We start from the raw sequence: 19,893 nt of genomic DNA on the forward strand, positions 1-19,893 counted from the left end.
TCGGTTGGTGCTTGCCGGTGCCGCATTACGTCCTTTTCTGATGCGCAGTCGGCTGTGCCCTTGCAGGGTGTTGAAGACGTCAGTCGCGTTCGCACACGAAGCCGAAATCGTCTCCGTTGTGGATATAGATATGACCGACAAGGCGTCCAGCAGAGCCAAGTGCTGCCCATCCGCGACCACAGACCCGGTCATTCCCGTCTTGTCCTTCCCACGAGAACTCCGCACAGGCTGATACACTGCGCGCGCCGTAGCGGACATCGAGAAAGCCCTTGAGAGCAACGAACGCGATTTCGCCGGCGGCCGTGCCCTGGAATGTCAGATGCGCCTCTTCTACGAGATCGAGAGCGTCATTGTCCCAGTTGTCCATCTCGACGATGCGCCAGCGACCGGCGAAGGCCTTGGCGAAAGCAGGAACTCTCGCCATCAGCCTGTCTCCGTCATGAGCTTCGGCAGCCGCACAAGAGTGTAGGCGGCGGCCGCGAATGTGAAAGCCCATCCGACACGGTCGCGTCCGCGCAACTTCGTCTTGCCCTGTCCCGCGACGGTTTTGATCCAACCAAACGCCTCCTCAATGCGCTTGCGAATGCGGCGGCTAACCCCGTCGCCAGGATGGCGTGTTGTGCGTCCTTCGGTAGCCGAGCGGCGACCATTGACGTTCTGCGCCACATGCGGTGTCACCTTCATCGACCGTAGATCTTTAACGAAGTCGTTTGTGTCATAGGTGGCATTGTCGGCACCCAGCGTGATCGCTTGTGTCCCGTCGGTGAAGGGCCCGATCATGTGCAGCGCCGCTACCCGTTCAGCATTTCCGCTGGCCTCTGTCAGATGGGCATCGACCACCAGGCAACGGCGGTTTCCCATCAGTTCGTGCTCCATGAAGCACAGCTTGGCCTCCGTGCCTTTGCCTTTCTTATAAAGCCTTGCAATTGGATCCGTCTTTAAAGCATGCGTCTCGTTGGAACGCCTTTCGCCATGAGCCTGCTTCCACATTCGACCGCCACCGTCGGATGGTCGGTCGCCTGAGCCATTCCTTGGCCTGAAACTCTTGATCGACGCCCAGGCTTCGATCGGCGTGCCATCGACAGAGAAATGGTCTGTGGACAGTAGCCGTTTTACCTTAGGTTGGGAAAGGATCGCGCCCAGGAACTTCGCGGAGATGTCGCCTTCCAGCAACCGGTCGCGGTTCTTTGAAAACACCGAATGATCCCATGCTGGATCGTCAGCAATTTCGACGAACCAGCGGAACAGAAGGTCGTATTTCAGCCGTTCCATCAAAAGCCGTTCGGAACGGATCCAATAGAAGGCTTGCAGAAGCTTTGCCCGCAGAAGCTTCTCAGGCGCGATCAAGGGCCGTCCAATCGGAGAATAGAGTGCCGCGAACTCGCGTTGCAAGGAAACGAGCGCCTCGTTCACGATCTGCCGGATGCCCTGTAGAGGATGATCCTTTCGAACACAAGCCTCCAGATCCACATAGCTGAAGAGTTCGCCTGCCCTCACATCGCAGTCACGCATCCGTCATCTCCAAATCGCCATAAAACGAGTGAAACACGACAACAGCGTATTTGCCAGCGCCTATCTTAACAGCCTGCTAGGGGTCAATAGAATGGCATTTTTTGTCGGCAATGCGCGGTACGCTACTTTAGCTTTTCCTGCTCTTAATGATGCAGCTCAGCCGGGACCGTGAGTTGTGGCGCCACGTCGAGGTCGATGAACACGCCTGTCGAGCGAAGCGGGGAACCACATGATTGGTGTCGGAGCCTTAGGGCTGAACAGCTGGAACGACTCGCTGACAGCAGTGCTTTGACCACTGGACGCCGCAAAACCGACAGTGATTCGACAACGTCGCGGAGGTCGGTCCGTTGTAGAGTTTTCAACCACGCATCGCCCACCCCGTGCTGTGGACTGCTTTCCTCAGCCGAGAGTGCGTTCCGGCAGCAAGGCGCTGCCGGCGCAGTATCACTTAACCGCTGTCAGCACGGCATGCATCCCCGCTTCGTAGTGTCCCTTGATATTACAAAGCAGGAGATAAGATCCTGGTGCCAACTTTGCCTTTAGGGTGCCGTCCGCTCCCGGCTTGAGGTCGGAAACCTCGCCAAGGCTCTTAAGCTGCTTCTCATCAACCCGGTGTTTGGACTGAATAATTGGGATCTGCTGGTCTGCAGCCTTTAGCTTGACCAGCACCATTTCATGTTCTTCCGTCATCGCATCGTTGTGGACTTTGAATATCACTTCCCCAGCCTTCACGGTCGACTGGTCCACCGTCAATGTCATCGGTCCGCCGCCCTCTCCTCCTTCAGTCACCTGAACCGTGGTGGCGGCGAGCGATGGAGTTGCCATGCATAGCAATCCAAGCCCTACAAGAATGCCTTTGTGTCGAGACATGTGATCGAATCTCCTCTTTGATCCAGCCACCCGCAGCTACCGATCGATACTGACGCCCACCTGAAAGGTACGCGCTATCTCTAGCGCTCAAGTCAAGCTGACAAGGGACAGTCAAAAGCGAATTCGCAAATAGGTCGAATTCTTTCGGCGCCTCTCCGCTTGTTCAGCGATCCATATCCGATTATTTGGCCGGATAGACCGCGATCTCAGCCCCCCAATGGTGCACCGCTATATTCTGACTGTTGCGAATGACGTGGTATGCGATTTCAGGATCGCCTCCCGCCAATGTGTCCGGATCGGCGCCGCACATGAGGCAATACATGCGCTGATGAACGACCGCAGCGAAATATTCGAGCGCGGGTGTTGATGCCTGGTGTCCGATCGCCGCCATGTTCTCGGCAACTTTATCGCTCACTTCTCGTAGAGCGGCGGAAATGGCTTTGGCCAACATCTGATCCGCGCCCGTGATGACATCGGCGATTTCCTTGTCGGCGGCACTGCCGACAGCACCTCGTTTCTTCATGCTATTATCCTTCAGCGAAATGCGCTTCTCTAGTCCGGCGTCTTGGTGAAGGTCGACATGTAGTTTCGCGCAGTTTCTATAAACACTCGCTCTGCTTGGGAGCCTTCGGTCGGCTCAGCGGCATGGGCTTCAACCATCGCCCGTAGCCGAGCGTCGATCTGGGCATCGGTGGTACGCGCGTGCTCAATCAATGTGCGAAGGACGGCTCTTAGGGCAAAGGATTCCGCCGATCTTGCCAACTCCTGTTCTTCGCTCTGATCCTTCGCGATGTCTTCTGGGCCGTCCGGCCTCTTTCGAACAGTTGCCGTCCGGCGTTGCTGCCGCTCCCACCGTCTAGCGACGTTGCTGCCGGCGTAGAGGATCTTCCAGGCGACTTCGGGATCGCCGTCCTGGAATGTTCGGCGATCAGCGCCGCACAGCCGAAGGAAGAGGTGACGAAGAGCAGCGTCGCTGAAGTAGTCGTGCGGCGAAGCAGGCACACCGAGGGAACGGAGCTTGTCGCCGGTAGCAAGGACGGCCGCGTCGATCGCGGCATCAACAGCCCGAAACAACGCCTCGTCCGCCTGATGCACTTCGTCCATTGTTGCCGGCATGAGCCTCTCCCACGAATTAGCGCCGTTTGTTACCCGGCATTAGGCCGGGCTCTCGCATCCAAATGTTACATTAGGCATCAATCGGGCAAGGGTATGAATTCACCGCGGTCGTCGGCAGGAAGGTCAAAGCGGCCCTCGCCCCACTTACCGGCCCGCCATTGCTCCTTTGCCTCTTCGATACGTTCCATCGACGACGCTACGAAGTTCCACCAGATGTATCTCGAGCCGGAAAAGGTAGCGCCTCCGAGTATCATGATCCGGGCTCCCCGTTCGCCGGCTGCCACTGTTATCCTGTCACCCGGACGGAAGACCATCATCTGCATTTTAGCGAATTCCTGGCCGGCGACCGAGATCGAACCTTCGACGACGTAGATGGCGCGGTCTTCATGATCGTCCGGCATAGGAAGACGGGCCTGTGGATCCAGTTTGACGTCGGCATAGAAGGTCTCGGAGAACATCCTGGCGGGAGCGCGCGCACCGTAGGCGTTTCCGAGGATGAGCCTCGCCGAGACGCCCTGGTCTTCAATCATTGGAAGCGCGTTCCTGCCGTGGTGCTCGAAGGAAGGCGCCACATCCTCGTGACTATCAGGAAGAGCAAGCCACGTCTGTATTCCGAACAGGCTGTTCGGGCCGCTTCTTGCCGCCACACTCGTTCGCTCCGAATGCGACACGCCTTTGCCTGCGACCATCCAGTTCAACTCGCCTGGCCTGATGATTTGGTCGGCACCGGTGCTGTCGCGGTGATGGAAGTCTCCCTGGTATAGGTAGGTCACTGTGCCGAGACCGATATGCGGATGGGGTCGAACGTCGACTCCCTGCCCTGTTAGGAGTTCGGCGGGACCGGCCTGGTCGAAGAATATGAACGGGCCGACCATCTGTCGGTTCGGCGCAGGCAATGCCCGTCGGACTTCGAAGCCGCCTAGGTCGCGGGCGCGAGGAACGATCAAGGTCTCGATCGCCTCCACGCCGACCTCATCGGGGCATCCTGGTTCGATCGCGGGATTCCAGCTCATATCAAACTCCTTTTCTTCGGCCGATGACCATCCCTTCACGGCGGGGAGCGGTGACGCGTGTCGCACCAACTCCTCTTTTTAAACGTGCTTAGGCTCCAGCACCAGCCTTGGGCGCGGGAGTGTTCAGCAGCTGCTGCTCCCACAGATAGGCAATGCCGCTACCACCAGAATGCTGGACGATGACGTCGGTGATCTTCGCAGCCTGTTCGGCACGGGCCCAGTCGCGCTGCCACTCGGCTGCGAGTGCCAGCCACGTCATCATGTTGACACCGGCTGCAATCATTCGCTGGATTGCAAGCTGATGCGCTTCGTGCGAAACCGCTCCCGAGGCGTCCGTGATAACGGTTACATCCCAGCCTTCGCCAGCGGCCTGTATTGCCGGCATAGCGACACACACCTCAGTCCAGAGGCCGGCGATGATCAATTGCTTGCGGCCCGTCGCCTTCACGACGTCGACGACCTTGGGGTCCTGCCAGGTGTTGATGAGCGTCCGGTCGATGATTTCCTGGCCGGGGAAGACGTCGGCGATCTGCGGGAACAGGTTGCCGCCGCGTTCCGCGATCACGGTCGTCAGGATAGTAGGAACGTTGAAGGCCTTTGCCGCCTTCGCCAGGCCGACCGTGTTGTTGACCACCATCGTCGGCTCGTGGCTGTTGACGTTCGCAAGCTGATACGGCTGGTGGTCAATGAGGACGAGCACGGAATCTTCGGGGCGCAGAAGCGAGGCGAGGCCGTTACGAAAGGTCATGGAGCATCCTTGTTGCTAAAAGTTCGGCGATATGGGTTTGAACGCCCACAACCGAGCGCTCCACGAAAACCTTGTCATCGCTCCCCCTGATGCGGTAGCCCTTAAAAACGCGAGCTGTGTTGCAGAAGGGGGAACGCTGGATGGACATTGACGATCTCAGAACCTTCGTGGAAGTCGCGGATGCTGGAGGCGTCACGCCTGCCGCGCAACGGCTTGGCGTCTCCAAGTCCATGGTCAGCCGGCGCATCGCGCGTCTCGAGGCGGATCTTGGGGTACAGCTCGTTTCACGAACGACGCGCGGCATCGCATTGACGGAAGAAGGCGAGACGTTTCGCGATTACGCGGCGAGGATATCGTCTGACATTGACGCGGCTCGCGAGACCGTCTTGCCTGCTGGCGAGCTTCGCGGGCGCATCAGGGTCGCTGCTCCCTTGTCGTTCGGGCCGACCCACCTCGCCCCTGTCTTGTCTCAGATGGCGCGCCGACATCCGCAACTCCAGGTCACGTCGTGCTACACCGACCGCTTCGTCGATCTCATCAGCGAGGGGTTCGACTGTGCGATCAGGATCGGCTACCTGCCAGATTCCAATCTCGTTGCGAGGCGCGTTGGACCGCTTTATGCGAAGTTCGTCGCCAGCCCCGACTACGTTACCCGTAACGGCTCGCCCGAAAGGCCGGACGAACTTCTCAAGCATGAAGCGCTCATGGTGGGAACGGAAGTGTGGCCGGTCACAGATGGCGATGAGGTGGTCAACATGCGCCCGCAAGGCCGCTTCAAGGCCGACAACGCAGTTGCATTGCTTGCTGCCGCCCTGGAAGGGCTAGGCATTGCGAGACTTCCAAATGGTCTGACGGACCAGCACATCGCCTCCGGGACACTCGTGGAAGTGATGCCCAACCATCCGCCTCCCACCGCTGGCATCTTCGTGGTCAGGCCTCCTGGACAGCATCCTGCCAAGAAGGTCCGCGTGCTGACCGAGATGTTGATCGAGTGTTTCGATTCCGGCGCCTCCTAGCAAGCCTTCAAATCCTAGGATGCCAGATGCTCTGAATAGAAATTGGCCAACCGTGCGACTGCCGGATCTACATATTCCGGCTTGTAGTACAAGTCGTAATGTCCCGCACCTTCGACTTCGAGGAAGTGCTTCACCTTCGACGGAGACAGGTCGAACAACCGCCTGCCCGTTTCGTATTGACCGGTCGGCCCGCGGCGTCCACCAACGACGACCTGCAGCGGCTGGGTGAGTAAGTCCGGCACAAGGCTGAATGCGTCGAAACCAAGCAAACCGCCATAGCTAATGAATAGCAGGCGGTTCGTCGAATTCGGATGCCGATACTGCGATTCCCGGTAGAACGTGACCGCTTCCAGCAATTCGGCATCGGTGATCCCAGCGGACTTGGCCTGCGCGAGGCTGTCAGGAATCCAGGGATCTCTGCGTGGTGGGGCACCGCGGGCCTGCGCGGTTCGCTCGGCTGCGACGTCCCGGAGGGTCTGACGGTAGTCGGGAAGCAGCCGCCGCATCGCTTCGCCAATGTCGTTGGCAACGACGGTGCCCACTGCCTTGACGCGCGGCTCGATCTGGGCTGCCTTTATCGCGTAGCCACCGCCCGCACAGATCCCCAGAAGTCCGATCCGATCCTCGTCAACATAGGCGAGCGTCGTCAGGTGATCGACCGCGCAACGGATGTCCTCGACCCGTGCGGCTGGATCTTCAAGATCACGCGGTTCGCCGCCGCTCTCGCCTTGGAAAGACGGGTCAAAGGCAAGCGCTACGAACCCCAGGCCTGAGAGCTTTTCGGCGTAGATAGCGCCGATCTGCTCCTTGACGCTGCTACCGGGCGTCGAAAGAACGATCGCGGGATACGCGCGACCCTCGTCAAAATTCGGTGGCAGGTGAATGTTCCCGACGACTTCGATACCTCTGTTCTTGAACGAAACCCGTTTCAGCATGTGTTGGACCTTCCGATTTCATGGCACCATGATGACCCGCCCGAGCGGCTTGGCGCTCTCGGCATAGAGATGCGCCCGCGCGGCGTCTTCGAGCATAAAGGATCGGTCGATAACCAACTCGATCCTGCCGGCTGCGGCGGCGGCAAGGAGATCGTCAACGGTTGCATGCACAGATGGCCGTTCGAAGATGGATCCCATGAACACGCCGTGGAGCGTCTGATTGTTCTGCATTGGTTGCCACAAATCGACATTAAGCTTTCCGCCGCCGGCGTTGCCAAGGAAGACCAGACGCCCTTCCGGTGCGAGCGCAGAAAGTGAAGCCTGCAATGTGGAGCCGACCGGGTCGATGACCAGATCAACGCCTCTCCCATTGGTCAGGCGGCGTGCTTCGCGTGCGACGTCGTGCTGCATTCGGTCCACAACGAAGGTGGCGCCGAGTTCGCTCAGACGCGCCTGCCTTTCGCGCCCACTTAAGACGGCGATGACCGTCGCTCCTGCCTTATTGGCAAGCTGTACTGCCGCGAGCCCTACGCCTCCGGCCGCGGCGTGGATGAGGACGGTTTCGCCCTTGCCGATACCGCCTCGGGTGATCACGCTGTGATAGGCCGAGCCGAATGAGATGGGTAGGCCGGCCGCCTTTGCGATCTCCAGCCCTGCGGGAACAAGCCATGTTCGCGAAGCAGCGACAGCCCAGAGCTCAGCGTGCGATCCCTGCATGCTGAAAGCCGCGACCTTGTCGCCGACGGCACGGTTGGTCACGTCCTTGCCGACACTCACGACCGTGCCGGCAGCTGCATATCCGACCACCCACCGAGGTACCTGGGATGTCGATCTGCGATTGATCAGATCTCCGCCTTCTATGGAGATTGCTTCCACCCTTATGAGGATGTCGTCCGCCCCGCAGACCGGATCAGCCACATCGACGTATTTGAGGACAGACGGTGGTCCTGGATTGTCGTAGACGGCGGCCTTCATCTTCACTCCATGTTTCGAGCAATTTGTAGGGGCATGTAGGTTTTATGTGATCCCGAGAAAGGGTTTGCGATCGGCAACGATGTGTTGCGCGACTTGCAACAAGCGGGATGGAGCGCGCCGTTCCCCACCGCGCAACAGGCTGTCGCATTCATCGCCACTTCAATCGCAACGACAGATCCACGACATGGGCGACATCCGTCGGGAGCAAACGCAAGGATGAGGCCCTCCCGAATTCACGACTACGAAGAAAGGAACCCAATCCTATGATCGATTTGAGTGGAAAGCGCGCCTTGGTAACTGGCGGCTCGCGCGGCATCGGAGCGGCCATTGTCGAAGCACTTGCGCAAAATGGTGCCGATGTGGCGTTCACCTATCAAAATTCTAACGAGAAGGCTGCGGCGGTTGCCCGGTCCGTCGAAAGCCGCGGCCGTCGAGCCGTCGCCATCCAGGCCGACAGCGCCGATCCGCAGGCGATCGCGCGGGCTGTCGAAGCGGCCGTGGCTGCGTTGGGCGGGCTTGACATCCTTGTCAATAGCGCAGCGATCGGCCATTCAGGAAACATCGCCGATCTGGACCTCGACGATTATCAAACCTTGATGGACGTCAACGTGCGTGCGCCGGTGCTCTTTGCGAAAGCAGTCATCCCGCATCTGCGCGACGGCGGCCGTATCGTCACGATTGGCTCCGCGCTCGGTGAGCGGGTGCCCTTCCCGGGGCTCACGCCGTACGCAATGTCGAAGGCAGCCCTGACGTCCTTCACGCGCGGCCTGTCTCGCGAACTTGGACCAAGCGGCATAACCGTGAACCTCGTGCAGCCTGGTGCGACGGACACGGATGCCAACCCGGCCGACGGCGGGGCAGCAGATTTTCAGCGAAGCCTGACGTCGCTCGGGCGCTTTGGCGAGCCGAAGGAGATCGCGAATGCCGTGGTGTTCCTGGCAAGCTCGGCTGCAAGCGTCATCACGGGCGCAACGCTTACCGCGGATGGCGGCGCGATCGCCTGAGCCATCTTCATTTCAAGGACGGCCCTGGTGGACGACGGGCCGTCCTGTGTCGCATTGCTCAAAGGGCCAAGGAGCGCATCCGACAAAGCCCGAACCTGCGCCGTCTCCTGTCAAGAAAGGATCCACCTTGGAAATAGAAGATCTGAGGATTTTCCTGGACGTTGCTGAGGCGGGTGGGGTCTCGGCGGCGGCGCTCCGTCTTGGCATCTCGAAAACGATAATCAGTCGACGGATTACCCAGTTGGAAGCGGATCTGGGCGCGCAACTGCTTGCAAGGACAACACGCGGCATGATCGTCACCGAAACCGGATCGACGTTTAGAGGGTATGCCGCCCGCATCTGCGCCGAAGTGGACATGGCTCGGGAAGCGGTTTCGCCGGCAGGCGATTTGCAGGGGCGAATGAGAATTGCCGTTCCGCTATCGTTTGGACCTACACATTTCGCTCCGGTTCTGGCCGCCCTGGCGCGACGATATCCGAAGCTCATGGTGATTTCATCATATACTGATCGCTTCGTAGACCTCGTAGGAGAAGGCTTCGACTGTGCAATCCGGGTGGGACATCTTCCAGATTCCAATCTCGTTGCGAAGCGCATCGGACCCATGGTTGGCAAGCTTGTAGCCAGCCCGAGCTACATTGATGCTGAGGGTGTCCCAAAGACGCCTCAGGAGATCGTGACCCATCGGGTTGCCATGCGAGAGGCAGAGATTTGGAAATTCATGGATGGGGAAGATGTCATTGCCGTGCGCCCCAATGGACGCTTCATCGCCGACAATGCGCTGTCACTTGTCGCAGCCGCCCTGGAGGGGGTGGGGCTCGCTTATCTTCCGGAACCACTTGTTGCAGATCACATCGCTTCAGGGGCGCTGATCGCTGTCATGAACCGATACCCCGTGCCCCCGGCAGGGATTTTTGTCGTGCGGGCGCCCAATCCCTACCCGACGGAAAAAGTGAAGATCCTCACACAGATGCTCATCGACTATGTCGGTCGCCCGTGCGACGACAGGCATCCTTGGGACGAGAGCGGCAGTATCTGATGTCGCTCTCACATCAAGGAAGGGCCGCTGGCGCCACTTCGGGCGCCGTCGACTGCGTAACTCTAAATCAGCGCGGCAACGGATTCGTTGTCGCAAAGGAGTAGCGAGCTATTTTCCACTGATCGTTTGCATCCATCTGGAATATGAACAGCTCGTGATTTGCGTCTGGCACGCGTTGTTCGAGAGCTTTGAGGGTGACAAAGCCCTTCGAGTTGGTACGCGCGAACGCCCAGTTTGATGCCGTCTGCACGACCTCTGCCACGGTCAATTCCGTACCAAAGCTTATTGTCTCGAATATTCCGTCATACGCCCTTTGGATCGCATCTGTGCCTATGACGGACGGATTGTTCGGTGCCATGAACACGCCGTCGGCGACAAACATTTTGGCGACAGCGGTCGTGTCCGAGGCATTCAAGGCGGCTTCGTATTGCGCGAGCGCATTTTCTATTTGCTGCCGCGCCGAGGTGGCGGCTTCGTCTTCATCGGAAGGCCTGAGTGAGGGTTTCATATCGTCTTTCTCCGTGGGTTGAGGATGTGTCGCAATGCCAGGGCGGAAGCGTTCTCGTAACATGCGACGTAGATGACCTGCGCGGCAGCCGCCGGGTGAGGAATTCTTGGAGGATCCGAGCTCTCATTTCTCGCCAAAGTACGTTCCGAAATACTTGACCGGCGACCAGGCAGGCAAAATTGCTGGGAGGGTCGGCGAAAGGGCGGCGTAGTCCTGCGCACCGAAGACGACCCTGCCGTCCATGACGGTCAGCACTGAAGAGACCAATTTGATCTGATCGTCCGCAACCGAGAAGTAATCCCGGTCCAGTATGGCGAAATCAGCGAGATTGCCGGGCGCAATCAATCCCATCTCCGATTCCGTGTTCATGAACCAGGCGCCCCCCTTGGTGAAGAGTATCAGTGCTTCCTCGCGGGTGAGCCTGTTTTCCGGAGCAAGCACTTCGGATCCAGACACCGACCGCCCGGTGACCATCCAGCTCACACCGATCCAAGGATTGAACGTGGCGGCGCGAAATGCATCGGTGCTCATTGCAAGCGGAATGCCGCTATCGACAAGCTGGCGCAGGCGCGGCGTCCGCAGGGCCTGATCTCGTCCATGGCTCTTGATGAAAGCGTCGCCATGAAGCGCCATCTTGTGATCCAGCGCGATCCCTCCGCCGAGCTTTTTCACCCGTTCGATATTTTCCGGACTGACCGTCTCGGCATGCTCGAGGCTCCACCGCAAACCATTGAAGGGAACCTCCCGATTGAGCGCTTCCAGTGCGTCGAGGAACGGAGTGATGTTCTCGTCGTAGCTGATATGCTCTCTGAACGGCATTCGCCTTTGGACGAGCTTCCTGATTTCGTGGTCCACAAGCCGATGCATTTGCTCCGGCGGAATGATCATGGCCGGACGCTCGAAGTTCTCATGATCGTGCACTTCGGCCTCGAGGACCTCGCCTGCGCCGCGATACTCGTGGCCGTGGGCGAGCGACGGATCCAGATTCTGCCCTGGACTGATCGGCGCTGTCTTGGTGATTGCCTCAAGCTGCAAGTCCGTCATGCTGACGCCGGAACCACTACCCAGCTGCAAAACGATGAAAGGCATGCGCACATTCAATCGCTTCTCGCGCGAGAGAACGTCGACCATTGCCTGCGCTTTCGGATATCCCCACCTGCTGCCAGCATCGATGATCGAGGTCACACCGAAGCGGTTCAACCCGTTGATGCTCGACGTCAACGAGCTTACTTCTTCGTCGAAGGAGAGTTGCGGCACCATGGTCTCGAGAGCAACGAACGTCCACGTGTTGCCAAAAACGACGCCTGTATATCTGCCGGAGCCATCCCGTTCGAATTGGGTGTCGGCCAATTTTGGAAACCGATCGGTCCCGACGCCGAGCTTTTCCATCGCCCGCTTGTTCAAGAAGGCCTGATTGTAAGCATACTGAACGATCAACGGCTTTTCGGGCACGGCCCGTTCAAGTTCTTCCATTGTAGGAAGGCGGTTTTCCGTGAACTGGTAGGGTGACCAGCCTCCTATTACCTTGACCCACTGTCCGTCAGGCGTACGCGAGGCTTGCTCACTCAACATCGCGAGCGCCCTGGCGAGCGTCGGCACGCCATCCCACCGGATGTTGAAGTTGAAACCGCTATCGTTAAGCACATGGGTATGGGCGTCGATGATGCCGGGGATGAGGCGCCGGTTACCCGCGTCGATGACTTTCGTACCGGCGTTTTTGAGGCTCAGAATGTCTGCATTAGACCCGACCGAATAGATCCGTCCCTTCGTCACAGCGAGCGCCGAGGCTTCCGGCTGCCCGACGTTTCCAGTGAATATCTTTGCGTTGAAAACGATGAGATCGGCCCCTGGAGAACCCTGGTTCGTCTCTGCCCGACAAACGGAGATGGTCGCGATCGCAAAGGATGCGATGAGTAGCTTCTTTATCATATGCTGTTCCGCGAGGTTGGGACCCGTCCTGTCGCAGGTCTTTCTCGCGGAACCTGTCACACCCCTCTACGACAAAGAAGATGTCGACCACGACACACGGCGTTGCGGGAAACGCAACGCAGCGGCATTTCGAGCGTTTCTGCTTGGCAGTCGTTGCCTCCCTAGCAACGCTGAAAGTGACCGCTCCAGCGAACACGGCCACCGCTGACATATGCCATCGATGTGGATGGTCCTCTCTGATTGCTCTTTGACGAAGCGGTACCGCCGCTTCATCATCCATCAGCCCTGCAGTTGTCTCGTTCGTTGACGACGACTTTTGCACGTCGGCGTCTGGCGGTAGCGCTGCCAAAGTCGCACTAGGCGCTTATGCCGCCGTCGACCAGGATGCCCGATCCGGTTATGTAGCTTGCACCGGGTCCAGCGAGAAAGGCGACCGGCTCGGCCACTTCCCTAGGTCGGCCGTAGCGTCCGATCGACAAGCTCGGCAGGATAGCGGGGGCGAGAGCGCCATCGGCAGGGTTCATGTCGGTGTCGATCGGGCCAGGGCGAACCAGATTGACAGTAATCTCCCGAGGCCCGAGCTCACGTGCAAGACCACGCGTGAAGCTTTCGAGTGCTGACTTCGTCGCCGCGTAGACCGCGATGCCGGCAAAGGGAACCGCCAATCCTGCATTGCTTCCGGTGCTGATGATGCGCCCGCCGTTTGGGATGTATCTGAGCGCCGCCTGTGTGGTCAGGAGGACGCCACGAAGATTGACGTTCAGTTGCGCGTCGATCTCTTGCAGTGGCTGCGTCGAGAAATCGCCTGCAAACAGGACGCCGGCATTGTTGACCAGGATGTCGAGCCCGCCAAGTTCTTCGGCTGCCTGCTTGACGGCGGCCGTCGCAGATTTGGCGAGCGCGGCGTCTGCTTGAATGGCAATAGCCTTGCGGCCCACCGCGCGGATCTTAGCGACAACGGCATTGGCCTTTTCGGCTGACGTCTCGTAAGTTATCGCGACGTCGGCGCCATCTTCGGCAAGTTTCAGCGCCACGGCAGCACCGATCCCACGGGCGGCCCCGGTTACGAGCGCTCGCTACCGGCGAGTGGAGTGTTATCTATCTTGTGCATTGTTGTGTCCCTCAATCTGTGCTGGACCTTCAGGGTATCTCTCACGATGTCTTGCCCGCGAGGCGTGTATCGCTCGGGCGGCGAGCGTCGTCGTTCATTGGGTGGATGACGGAAAGCCATGCTGCGACAAGTAGACAGATAGCAATGGCTATCGCTGAGATGGAGTAGGCGTGGCCGATGGATGTCGCGTCGGTGGACGCACCCAGGATCGAGAAGAACAATCCAGCGATCAGAGCTGTCGCCAAGGCTCCACCGATCTGTAGCATCGAATTCACCAGCCCGGAGGCCAAACCAGATTGCGTCGGGTCGACGCGCTGCACGACTGTACGAACAAGATTCGGCAACGCGATGCCCTGCCCTGCGCCGACGAAGAACAATGCGATTGGCAGGAGCGTCGACGCCTCGAGTGAGATCAAAGCCGCCGTCCCGAATAGACCTGCCGCTTCAAGGGACATTCCCGCGGCAGTGGAGTATCTGCCAAAAACCCGGAATATGTGTCCGCTTGCGAAGGGGCCGAGGACGAAGCCGACGGCTGCGGGAAGCACTGCTAGTCCGGCTTCAAAAGGTGTGCGGCCGAGGCCTGCTTGCTGAAAGACCGAAAACGTCAGCCAGAATGCTGCAAAGGCGTAAAAGAACAAGGCAGCGAGCAGGCCACGCTTCAATCCGGGCGCCCGCAAGAGGCGCGGTGCCAGGATCGGGTCTCTTCCGGCCGCCTCCAGTTTCTGCTCATGTTTCCAGAACAGGAGGAGAAGTGGCAGTGATGCGGCAAGCATTAAAAGTGACCAGATCGGCCACCCTTGCTCGCGCCCCTCGATGAGCGGCGCTATCAGCGCAAAAAGCGCAACGGCGATCAGCGCGGCGCCCCCCAGATCCAGCCTGCTAGGATGGTCTGAGCGTGTTTCGCGCAGGATCACCATCGCGAATGGTGCGGCTACGGCGATCACTGGGAGATTTATAAGAAATATGGCTCTCCACCCGAGACCAAGGACATTGAGCGCGATCAGCGCTCCGCCCAGGAACAGCCCGGCCATCGACGCCACCCCGAATGTGAGGGCGTAAAAGCTCAGCGCCTTCGATTTTTCCCCATCGGGAAAGATGGCGTTTATCGACGCCAGAGCCTGCGGCGCCATGATCGCGGCGGCGAGGCCCTGAAGTACCCGGCCGACGACCAGAACCAATGGAGACCAGGCGAAGCCGCAAAGGGCGGAGGCGGCGGCAAACCCCATCATCCCAGCAAGGAAGACATTTCGTCGACCGTATAGGTCTCCAAGCCTCCCACCGGTGATGAGCATGACCGCGTAGGTGGTGGCGTAGCCGGAGATGATCAGTTGCATCGTTGAGGCGGAGGCATGGAAGTCCTCGCGTATGGAAGGAAGTGCCACGTTGACGATGAAGAAATCAAGTGGTGGGAGGAATGCGCCTGTCAACAGGATAGCCAGCGCGATCCATCTGCGCGGATCAGGGGTTTGTTCAAGGGTGGGGACAAAGTCCATATGTCTCTCCATGTCGATCGGCAGAACCGAGCGATCAGCCGATAATAATTTAGGAACCTTTTGGTTCCTAATTAAGCTCAGTCAAGCGATTTCAGGGCGAAGTCGACCATTGCCTTGGTGGCGTCGCGATCAGCTCCTGCCTTCCCGAGCACTCTCATTCCCTGGATCTGGCATACGAGGAATTTCGCGAGTGTTCGCTCGTCTGCCGCAGGATCGATCTCGCCCAGGGCTTGAGCTCGAATAATCGCGGCCGCATAAAGATCCTGCAGACGTCGAAACAGGCGAGCGATACGTTGGGAGACGTGGTCGTCCGCAGGAAGCATTTCGACAGCCGACAACACGACAAAACATCCACGCAGTCCTTCCGTGCCAGAGGACTCTTCAATGTGACGCGAAAAGGCTTCCTTGATTGCAGATTTGGGCGATGGGTTGGCATGCAGGATTTCGCCCGTCTTGCGAATGGCGTCTCCTATATAGACATCAAGCGCGCGGAGATAGACGCCTCGCTTGTCTACGAAAGCCTTGTAGAAGCTCCCTCGCGACAGCTCCATGCCTTCGAGCAGGTCGGGAAGCGATGCATCGTGGTATCCACGGTCCCAGAAAACGCTCATCGCCTTGCGAACAGCGTCATCGAGTTCAAATTCGCGTGGCCGTCCAACTGATGGTGATGTCTCAGTACGCTTTGCCATAGAGTTAATATGGAACCATATGGTTCCTAATGCAAGCGAAATCTCACATTTCTGAGACACCAGGCAACGGTTACTTCAGACTTGATGAACTCTTGGTCTCATTGTCTGCTGAGCGTTGTCTGCGCCTTTCGCGTCCCTTTGCGGCGCGTCTGGCGGCTCTCAGCTCCTCGAGTGTCGGCTGCCACCATCCTCGCAGCCTCCCATACTCGCCCCGATCTTTTGGGGCCGGCCACGTGTGGACGAGCTCCTCGAGTGTCGCGGCCCGCCAACCGGCCCAGACATGCTCGCCATCGGCATCCGGATGGTGTTCGGCGATCGCATTCGCGACGACGAGTTCGCCGGTGATCTCGGTGATGACGACGATACCGAATGCGGTTGTCGCCACAGGCCGATCGAGTGGTGGAAGATCGTCGCTCGGCACGGGCAGCCGTTTCTTCCGACGCTCGGAGATCCTGCGCTTGGCCTTTGCTTCTTCGTCGGTGCCCTTGCGCGCCTCTGCGCGCTTGCGCCGCTCGTCCGGCTCCGCCCGCTTCGCCGCCTCCTCGATGGCGCTCCAGTGGCGCTGGAGATCGTCATAGGAGGCGTACGGGATCTCCCAGACCTTGTCGGCGCCGTTCCACCGGGAAAAGGGTATCTGCCGCAGCTCGTCGACGACCGTCCGAGAGAACGGCGTATTGATGCGCAAGCCACGGTCGTAGACCTGCAGATAGGGGCTGAGGATGGGCTCGAACTGGTAGGCGTCGCGGCCGCGGTCCTCCTCGTAGGGTGTCCTGCGGTCCGCCTCGCAGGCGAGCCAACGGTCGATGCGTTTGCGCGCCGTCTTGCCGGGAACCGTCCAGGCCTGGAGCGTGTCTGACCATCGCGCATTGGGAAACACTTGCCGTATCCGCGCCACAGTCATCCGGTCGAAGGCGAACGAGACCGTCTCTTGGGGCGGGTCGACTGCCTGCTTGTCTTCGTTGCGATCATCGGTCATGGCAGGAAAACGGTCGGGAGGTCGTGTGGTTTCGCCTATAGGAGAGACGTTTTGAGGAAGGACAACGCTTTGGCAGCACCGGCGCTCGAAATCGTATGTCCGACGCCCGGCTCGACATCGAGCTTAACGGTAAAACCAGCCGCCCGGAGCGTTGCTGCGGCCAGCGTCGAGGCGGCGGCGGGGATCGTCGTGTCGGCCTGACCATGCACGAGGAGGACCGGCGTCCCCTTGCTTGATGACGAGATGGGCTGCGGCGGGAGGAGCCCCGCGAAGGACACGAGCGCGCCGACCTTCCAGCGGCCGGAAGCCACGGCGTCGAGGGCAACGATCGCGCCCTGCGAGACGCCGACGAAGGCAATCCTGTCGTGCGTGTCTGCAAAACCTTCGCGTCGAAGGACGTCGTCCATCAGTTCGTCGAATGCTCTGCGAGCGGCCAAGACGTTTGCCGGATCAAGTGGGTTTCCTTCTGTCGAAAACCATTGATGCCCGTACCGGTGGTTCATGGGAGCGTCCGGGGCGGTGAACCGGGTGTTGGGTAACCCGGCGCGCCAGGACGAGGCAAGCGGCATGAGCTGGGCGCCCGACGCGCCGATGCCATGCAGGAAGATGACGAGGTGGTCGTGAGATGACATGATGATCCTGAAGGTTTCAAATTGGCCAGACGGCGCTCGACCTTTGAGGAAGGGAGCGGCCGTCTCACCCCGCGCGCAAGCCCTCACGCAGAAGCCGGCGGATGCCGCTGCGCATGCTCACGCGATGGTGGGGTGGCAGGCAATATATGGGGTGGCTGGTCTAGCCGCACAAGGAGTTCGGGGAGCTGTACGATAGCGCACCGGACGCTGAAAGTGGTCACGCGGCTCATACCACCAGCGATGACCGAGCCGCTCAACAAATAGACCAAATGCGGTTCTGTGTCGACGCTTCGGCTGGCAACCGGTCCCGGCGACCGGATCGTTGATAGAGTGCGCGTAAACGACCGAAAGATTATGCCCAACATCGGGCAATCGACATGAAGCTATCCACCGGGGGGGGGCGGCTGCCGCGTCATCAACGCGCGCCAGCCGGTCGTGCTGCAATCAAAGTCCTTTCGCGATCTGCAAAGGCTGCAGGATGATATCTGCAAGCGCCGACTTTCCCACTTCAAACGCCTTCTTGTACTCGGCGTCTTCCACCATCTCACGGATTGCCGTCCGCCGCGGATACTGTACGAGCAGCACCGCGTCCCACCCTTCCACCTGCCCGGTGGTAAGGACGTCGAGGCCGTCGCCACGAAATAGGATCCGTGCGCCGAAGCGGACAAGAATAGGTTCCGCCATCTTCAGGTATTCCAGATGTCGTTCTCGCCCGCCCTCGGGGACGAACCTTAAAAGGTTCAACATCACGACGGGAGCGTCGTCCTCTTCAGCCATGAACCTGGCAAAAACATCGGGTGAAAACGCGACCATTAAGCTCTCCTTTCATATTGGCGTCCTTGCGACGCCTTCAGAAAGTTTAGCCCGGCGCTCCGTCAGAAACTGTCAGGAAGGAACGCCAGTCCCGATCCTGCTCGCGCCAACGCCGCATAAGCAGGGACCGGCGCTCTGGATACCGCTCGTCGAGGACAGACGCGGACCGTACACGGTCGACGCGGAAGTGACGGAACGCCGACTTGCTTTCGCACCACGCAGCAAGGACGCGAACATCGTCGAAATAGACGATCGTGATCGGCCAGACGGTGCGTTCGGACGCAGCGCCCACAGCGTCCTCATATGCCATCCTGACTTTCCTTAGACGACGGATCGCATCGCGAAGGGCTCCGACCTGCGGCGGATCGGAACGCTGTGACAAGGACGCCGCCGACACGAGTGCCGGCGCATTCTCGTCGTGCAGCCGGTCGGTCCGGCTCGACAGTATTTTGGCTAAAGCGCTGTCGCTGCTGTGAGACAGAGCCGGATCGGCCCTCTGCTTCACCCAGGTCAGGCCGAGAATGACAGCCTCCACTTCTTCGGCCGAAAATGCGAAGTTCGGCAGGAAGAAGCCGTCGCGCAGCACAAAACCGACCCCCGCCTGCCCGTCAAGCGGCGCTCCGAGCATGCGAAGCGTCTCGATGTCTCGATAAACGCTTCTTTCGGAGACACCCAGTTCCTGCGACAGCTGCAACGCGGTAACCGGCGTTCGTCTTGCTCGAAGCATGCCAAGCATTTCAAGGAGGCGGCTGGTTCTCGACATTCAGTTCGTGGTCCCGTCTTTCGGTCGGCGGTATCTAGTGCGCCTGTGGGCAGTGTCCAAGAGCGCCTGTCTATCGAAACTTCCGCGCCTTCTCGCTCAGCGTCTCAATGCGCGTTCCTCACGGGTGGACGTTGGAGCAAGGAGCCCCAGATATCGCCGATGATCTACTTTACTGGCGACACACATTTCGGCGATCGGCGCGTTCTCAGCCTCGATCGGCGACCTTTTTCCAGCATGGCCGAACATGACGCTGCGCTGATCCGAAACTGGAACGAAACAGTGGGCCGGGTTGACGAAGTCTGGCATCTCGGCGACGTGATGTCGGCAAGGGCCGGCGACTGTACTGAGCTGCTGGCACAGCTGAACGGGCGCAAGCACCTGATCGTCGGCAACAACGACACGCAAGCAACGACCGCTTCGAAGGGATGGGATAGCGTTCATCACTATGTCGAGCTTCGAGAAGACGGATATCACCTCATTTTGTGCCACTACGCGTTCAGGACCTGGAACCAGATGGGCAAGAAGTCGATCAATCTGCATGGCCACTCCCATGGCCGCCTGAAGCCACTCCCCCGGCAGTTCGATGTCGGCGTCGATGCACAGGAACTCCGGCCCGTTTCGCTCGACGAAATCGTTCATCGAAAGGAAGTCGGCGCCAGCACGGAGATAATCTCTGAAGCATAGCGAAGACCGCGAAAGGCGCCTGATGTTAGAAACATAGTTGCTAGTGGAACGAAATCGCTGCTCGCGCATT

The 19,893-nt window shown here is 59.4% G+C and carries 22 protein-coding genes; 4 read left to right on the plus strand and 18 right to left on the minus strand.

The features are described from left to right. Positions 1-79: 79 nt before the first annotated feature. The 7 genes from D460_RS0125100 to D460_RS0125130 form a co-directional block, all read right to left on the minus strand. A complete protein-coding gene (locus D460_RS0125100) occupies positions 80-424 on the minus strand; it encodes a hypothetical protein (protein WP_018901356.1) in 345 nt (114 codons plus the stop codon). Next, positions 424-1,512, minus strand: coding sequence for an IS5 family transposase (locus D460_RS0125105; protein WP_018901357.1), 1,089 nt, complete (start codon positions 1,510-1,512; stop codon positions 424-426). Before D460_RS0125105 ends, D460_RS0125100 begins: the two co-directional genes overlap by 1 nt. A gap of 444 nt (positions 1,513-1,956) precedes the next feature. Next, on the minus strand, positions 1,957-2,337 hold the full coding sequence (locus D460_RS0125110; RefSeq protein ID WP_245267803.1) for a sulfocyanin-like copper-binding protein: 381 nt from the start codon (positions 2,335-2,337) through the stop codon (positions 1,957-1,959). 226 nt (positions 2,338-2,563) lie between these two features. Beyond that, a complete protein-coding gene (locus D460_RS36885) occupies positions 2,564-2,905 on the minus strand; it encodes a hypothetical protein (RefSeq protein ID WP_018901359.1) in 342 nt (113 codons plus the stop codon). Between the two features lie 29 nt (positions 2,906-2,934). Beyond that, a complete protein-coding gene (locus tag D460_RS0125120) occupies positions 2,935-3,498 on the minus strand; it encodes a hypothetical protein (RefSeq protein WP_018901360.1) in 564 nt (187 codons plus the stop codon). Between the two features lie 77 nt (positions 3,499-3,575). Continuing rightward, positions 3,576-4,511: a pirin family protein gene (locus tag D460_RS0125125; RefSeq protein ID WP_018901361.1), complete on the minus strand. Its 936-nt coding sequence runs from the start codon at positions 4,509-4,511 to the stop codon at positions 3,576-3,578. Positions 4,512-4,599: 88 nt separating this feature from the next. Beyond that, positions 4,600-5,259, minus strand: a complete 660-nt coding sequence (locus tag D460_RS0125130; protein WP_018901362.1) for a hydrolase — start codon at positions 5,257-5,259, stop codon at positions 4,600-4,602. 140 nt (positions 5,260-5,399) lie between these two features. On the opposite strand from D460_RS0125130, the gene D460_RS0125135 reads away from it, so the two are divergent. Further along, positions 5,400-6,275, plus strand: a complete 876-nt coding sequence (locus D460_RS0125135; RefSeq protein WP_018901363.1) for a LysR family transcriptional regulator — start codon at positions 5,400-5,402, stop codon at positions 6,273-6,275. Between the two features lie 14 nt (positions 6,276-6,289). Here D460_RS0125135 and D460_RS0125140 read toward each other — a convergent pair whose 3' ends face one another. Beyond that, positions 6,290-7,210, minus strand: coding sequence for an alpha/beta hydrolase (locus D460_RS0125140; protein ID WP_018901364.1), 921 nt, complete (start codon positions 7,208-7,210; stop codon positions 6,290-6,292). A gap of 18 nt (positions 7,211-7,228) precedes the next feature. Then, positions 7,229-8,185 (minus strand): zinc-binding alcohol dehydrogenase family protein, encoded by a 957-nt coding sequence (locus D460_RS0125145; protein WP_018901365.1) that lies wholly within the window; start codon positions 8,183-8,185, stop codon positions 7,229-7,231. A gap of 263 nt (positions 8,186-8,448) precedes the next feature. Here D460_RS0125145 and D460_RS0125150 point away from each other — a divergent pair, with 263 nt between their 5' ends. Continuing rightward, positions 8,449-9,189, plus strand: coding sequence for an SDR family oxidoreductase (locus tag D460_RS0125150; RefSeq protein WP_018901366.1), 741 nt, complete (start codon positions 8,449-8,451; stop codon positions 9,187-9,189). Positions 9,190-9,316: 127 nt separating this feature from the next. Next, positions 9,317-10,225: a LysR family transcriptional regulator gene (locus D460_RS33765; protein WP_018901367.1), complete on the plus strand. Its 909-nt coding sequence runs from the start codon at positions 9,317-9,319 to the stop codon at positions 10,223-10,225. Positions 10,226-10,292: 67 nt separating this feature from the next. On the opposite strand, the gene D460_RS33770 is transcribed toward D460_RS33765, so the two are convergent. The 9 genes from D460_RS33770 to D460_RS0125200 form a co-directional block, all read right to left on the minus strand. Next, positions 10,293-10,733, minus strand: a complete 441-nt coding sequence (locus D460_RS33770; protein WP_018901368.1) for an SgcJ/EcaC family oxidoreductase — start codon at positions 10,731-10,733, stop codon at positions 10,293-10,295. 123 nt (positions 10,734-10,856) lie between these two features. Next, complete coding sequence (locus D460_RS0125165) at positions 10,857-12,662, minus strand: amidohydrolase (RefSeq protein WP_018901369.1); 1,806 nt, start codon at positions 12,660-12,662, stop codon at positions 10,857-10,859. Positions 12,663-13,018: 356 nt separating this feature from the next. Beyond that, a complete protein-coding gene (locus D460_RS0125170) occupies positions 13,019-13,696 on the minus strand; it encodes an SDR family oxidoreductase (protein ID WP_018901370.1) in 678 nt (225 codons plus the stop codon). A gap of 118 nt (positions 13,697-13,814) precedes the next feature. Beyond that, positions 13,815-15,266, minus strand: coding sequence for an MFS transporter (locus tag D460_RS0125175; protein ID WP_018901371.1), 1,452 nt, complete (start codon positions 15,264-15,266; stop codon positions 13,815-13,817). Positions 15,267-15,343: 77 nt separating this feature from the next. Continuing rightward, the gene (locus tag D460_RS0125180; protein WP_018901372.1) at positions 15,344-15,877 is read right to left on the minus strand and encodes a TetR/AcrR family transcriptional regulator; all 534 of its coding nucleotides are present in this window, start codon (positions 15,875-15,877) and stop codon (positions 15,344-15,346) included. A gap of 148 nt (positions 15,878-16,025) precedes the next feature. Further along, positions 16,026-16,931, minus strand: coding sequence for a hypothetical protein (locus D460_RS0125185; RefSeq protein WP_018901373.1), 906 nt, complete (start codon positions 16,929-16,931; stop codon positions 16,026-16,028). 35 nt (positions 16,932-16,966) lie between these two features. Further along, the gene (locus D460_RS0125190; RefSeq protein ID WP_018901374.1) at positions 16,967-17,563 is read right to left on the minus strand and encodes a dienelactone hydrolase family protein; all 597 of its coding nucleotides are present in this window, start codon (positions 17,561-17,563) and stop codon (positions 16,967-16,969) included. Between the two features lie 444 nt (positions 17,564-18,007). After that, complete coding sequence (locus D460_RS0125195) at positions 18,008-18,376, minus strand: DUF1330 domain-containing protein (protein WP_018901375.1); 369 nt, start codon at positions 18,374-18,376, stop codon at positions 18,008-18,010. Positions 18,377-18,422: 46 nt separating this feature from the next. Continuing rightward, positions 18,423-19,139: a YafY family protein gene (locus D460_RS0125200; protein WP_026283523.1), complete on the minus strand. Its 717-nt coding sequence runs from the start codon at positions 19,137-19,139 to the stop codon at positions 18,423-18,425. 159 nt (positions 19,140-19,298) lie between these two features. On the opposite strand from D460_RS0125200, the gene D460_RS0125205 reads away from it, so the two are divergent. Further along, on the plus strand, positions 19,299-19,823 hold the full coding sequence (locus D460_RS0125205; protein WP_018901377.1) for a metallophosphoesterase family protein: 525 nt from the start codon (positions 19,299-19,301) through the stop codon (positions 19,821-19,823). Positions 19,824-19,893: the final 70 nt, after the last annotated feature.

It is taken from the genome of Rhizobium sp. 2MFCol3.1, assembly GCF_000377565.1.
Lineage (GTDB): Bacteria > Pseudomonadota > Alphaproteobacteria > Rhizobiales > Rhizobiaceae > Rhizobium.

Excerpts from the sequence above, each read along its gene's own strand:
- D460_RS0125190 (WP_018901374.1), bottom strand. The coding sequence starts at position 17,563 with ATGTCATCTCACGACCACCTCGTCATCTTCCTGCATGGCATCGGCGCG.
- D460_RS0125205 (WP_018901377.1), top strand. The coding sequence starts at position 19,299 with ATGATCTACTTTACTGGCGACACACATTTCGGCGATCGGCGCGTTCTC.
- D460_RS0125165 (WP_018901369.1), bottom strand. The coding sequence starts at position 12,662 with ATGATAAAGAAGCTACTCATCGCATCCTTTGCGATCGCGACCATCTCC.
- D460_RS0125125 (WP_018901361.1), bottom strand. The coding sequence starts at position 4,511 with ATGAGCTGGAATCCCGCGATCGAACCAGGATGCCCCGATGAGGTCGGC.
- D460_RS0125150 (WP_018901366.1), top strand. The coding sequence starts at position 8,449 with ATGATCGATTTGAGTGGAAAGCGCGCCTTGGTAACTGGCGGCTCGCGC.
- D460_RS0125110 (WP_245267803.1), bottom strand. The coding sequence starts at position 2,337 with ATGGCAACTCCATCGCTCGCCGCCACCACGGTTCAGGTGACTGAAGGA.
- D460_RS0125130 (WP_018901362.1), bottom strand. The coding sequence starts at position 5,259 with ATGACCTTTCGTAACGGCCTCGCCTCGCTTCTGCGCCCCGAAGATTCC.
- D460_RS0125145 (WP_018901365.1), bottom strand. The coding sequence starts at position 8,185 with ATGAAGGCCGCCGTCTACGACAATCCAGGACCACCGTCTGTCCTCAAA.
- D460_RS0125195 (WP_018901375.1), bottom strand. The coding sequence starts at position 18,376 with ATGGTCGCGTTTTCACCCGATGTTTTTGCCAGGTTCATGGCTGAAGAG.
- D460_RS0125175 (WP_018901371.1), bottom strand. The coding sequence starts at position 15,266 with ATGGACTTTGTCCCCACCCTTGAACAAACCCCTGATCCGCGCAGATGG.
- D460_RS0125120 (WP_018901360.1), bottom strand. The coding sequence starts at position 3,498 with ATGCCGGCAACAATGGACGAAGTGCATCAGGCGGACGAGGCGTTGTTT.
- D460_RS0125100 (WP_018901356.1), bottom strand. The coding sequence starts at position 424 with ATGGCGAGAGTTCCTGCTTTCGCCAAGGCCTTCGCCGGTCGCTGGCGC.
- D460_RS0125180 (WP_018901372.1), bottom strand. The coding sequence starts at position 15,877 with ATGAGCGTTTTCTGGGACCGTGGATACCACGATGCATCGCTTCCCGAC.
- D460_RS0125105 (WP_018901357.1), bottom strand. The coding sequence starts at position 1,512 with ATGCGTGACTGCGATGTGAGGGCAGGCGAACTCTTCAGCTATGTGGAT.
- D460_RS0125200 (WP_026283523.1), bottom strand. The coding sequence starts at position 19,139 with ATGTCGAGAACCAGCCGCCTCCTTGAAATGCTTGGCATGCTTCGAGCA.
- D460_RS0125185 (WP_018901373.1), bottom strand. The coding sequence starts at position 16,931 with ATGACCGATGATCGCAACGAAGACAAGCAGGCAGTCGACCCGCCCCAA.
- D460_RS36885 (WP_018901359.1), bottom strand. The coding sequence starts at position 2,905 with ATGAAGAAACGAGGTGCTGTCGGCAGTGCCGCCGACAAGGAAATCGCC.
- D460_RS0125135 (WP_018901363.1), top strand. The coding sequence starts at position 5,400 with ATGGACATTGACGATCTCAGAACCTTCGTGGAAGTCGCGGATGCTGGA.
- D460_RS0125140 (WP_018901364.1), bottom strand. The coding sequence starts at position 7,210 with ATGCTGAAACGGGTTTCGTTCAAGAACAGAGGTATCGAAGTCGTCGGG.
- D460_RS33770 (WP_018901368.1), bottom strand. The coding sequence starts at position 10,733 with ATGAAACCCTCACTCAGGCCTTCCGATGAAGACGAAGCCGCCACCTCG.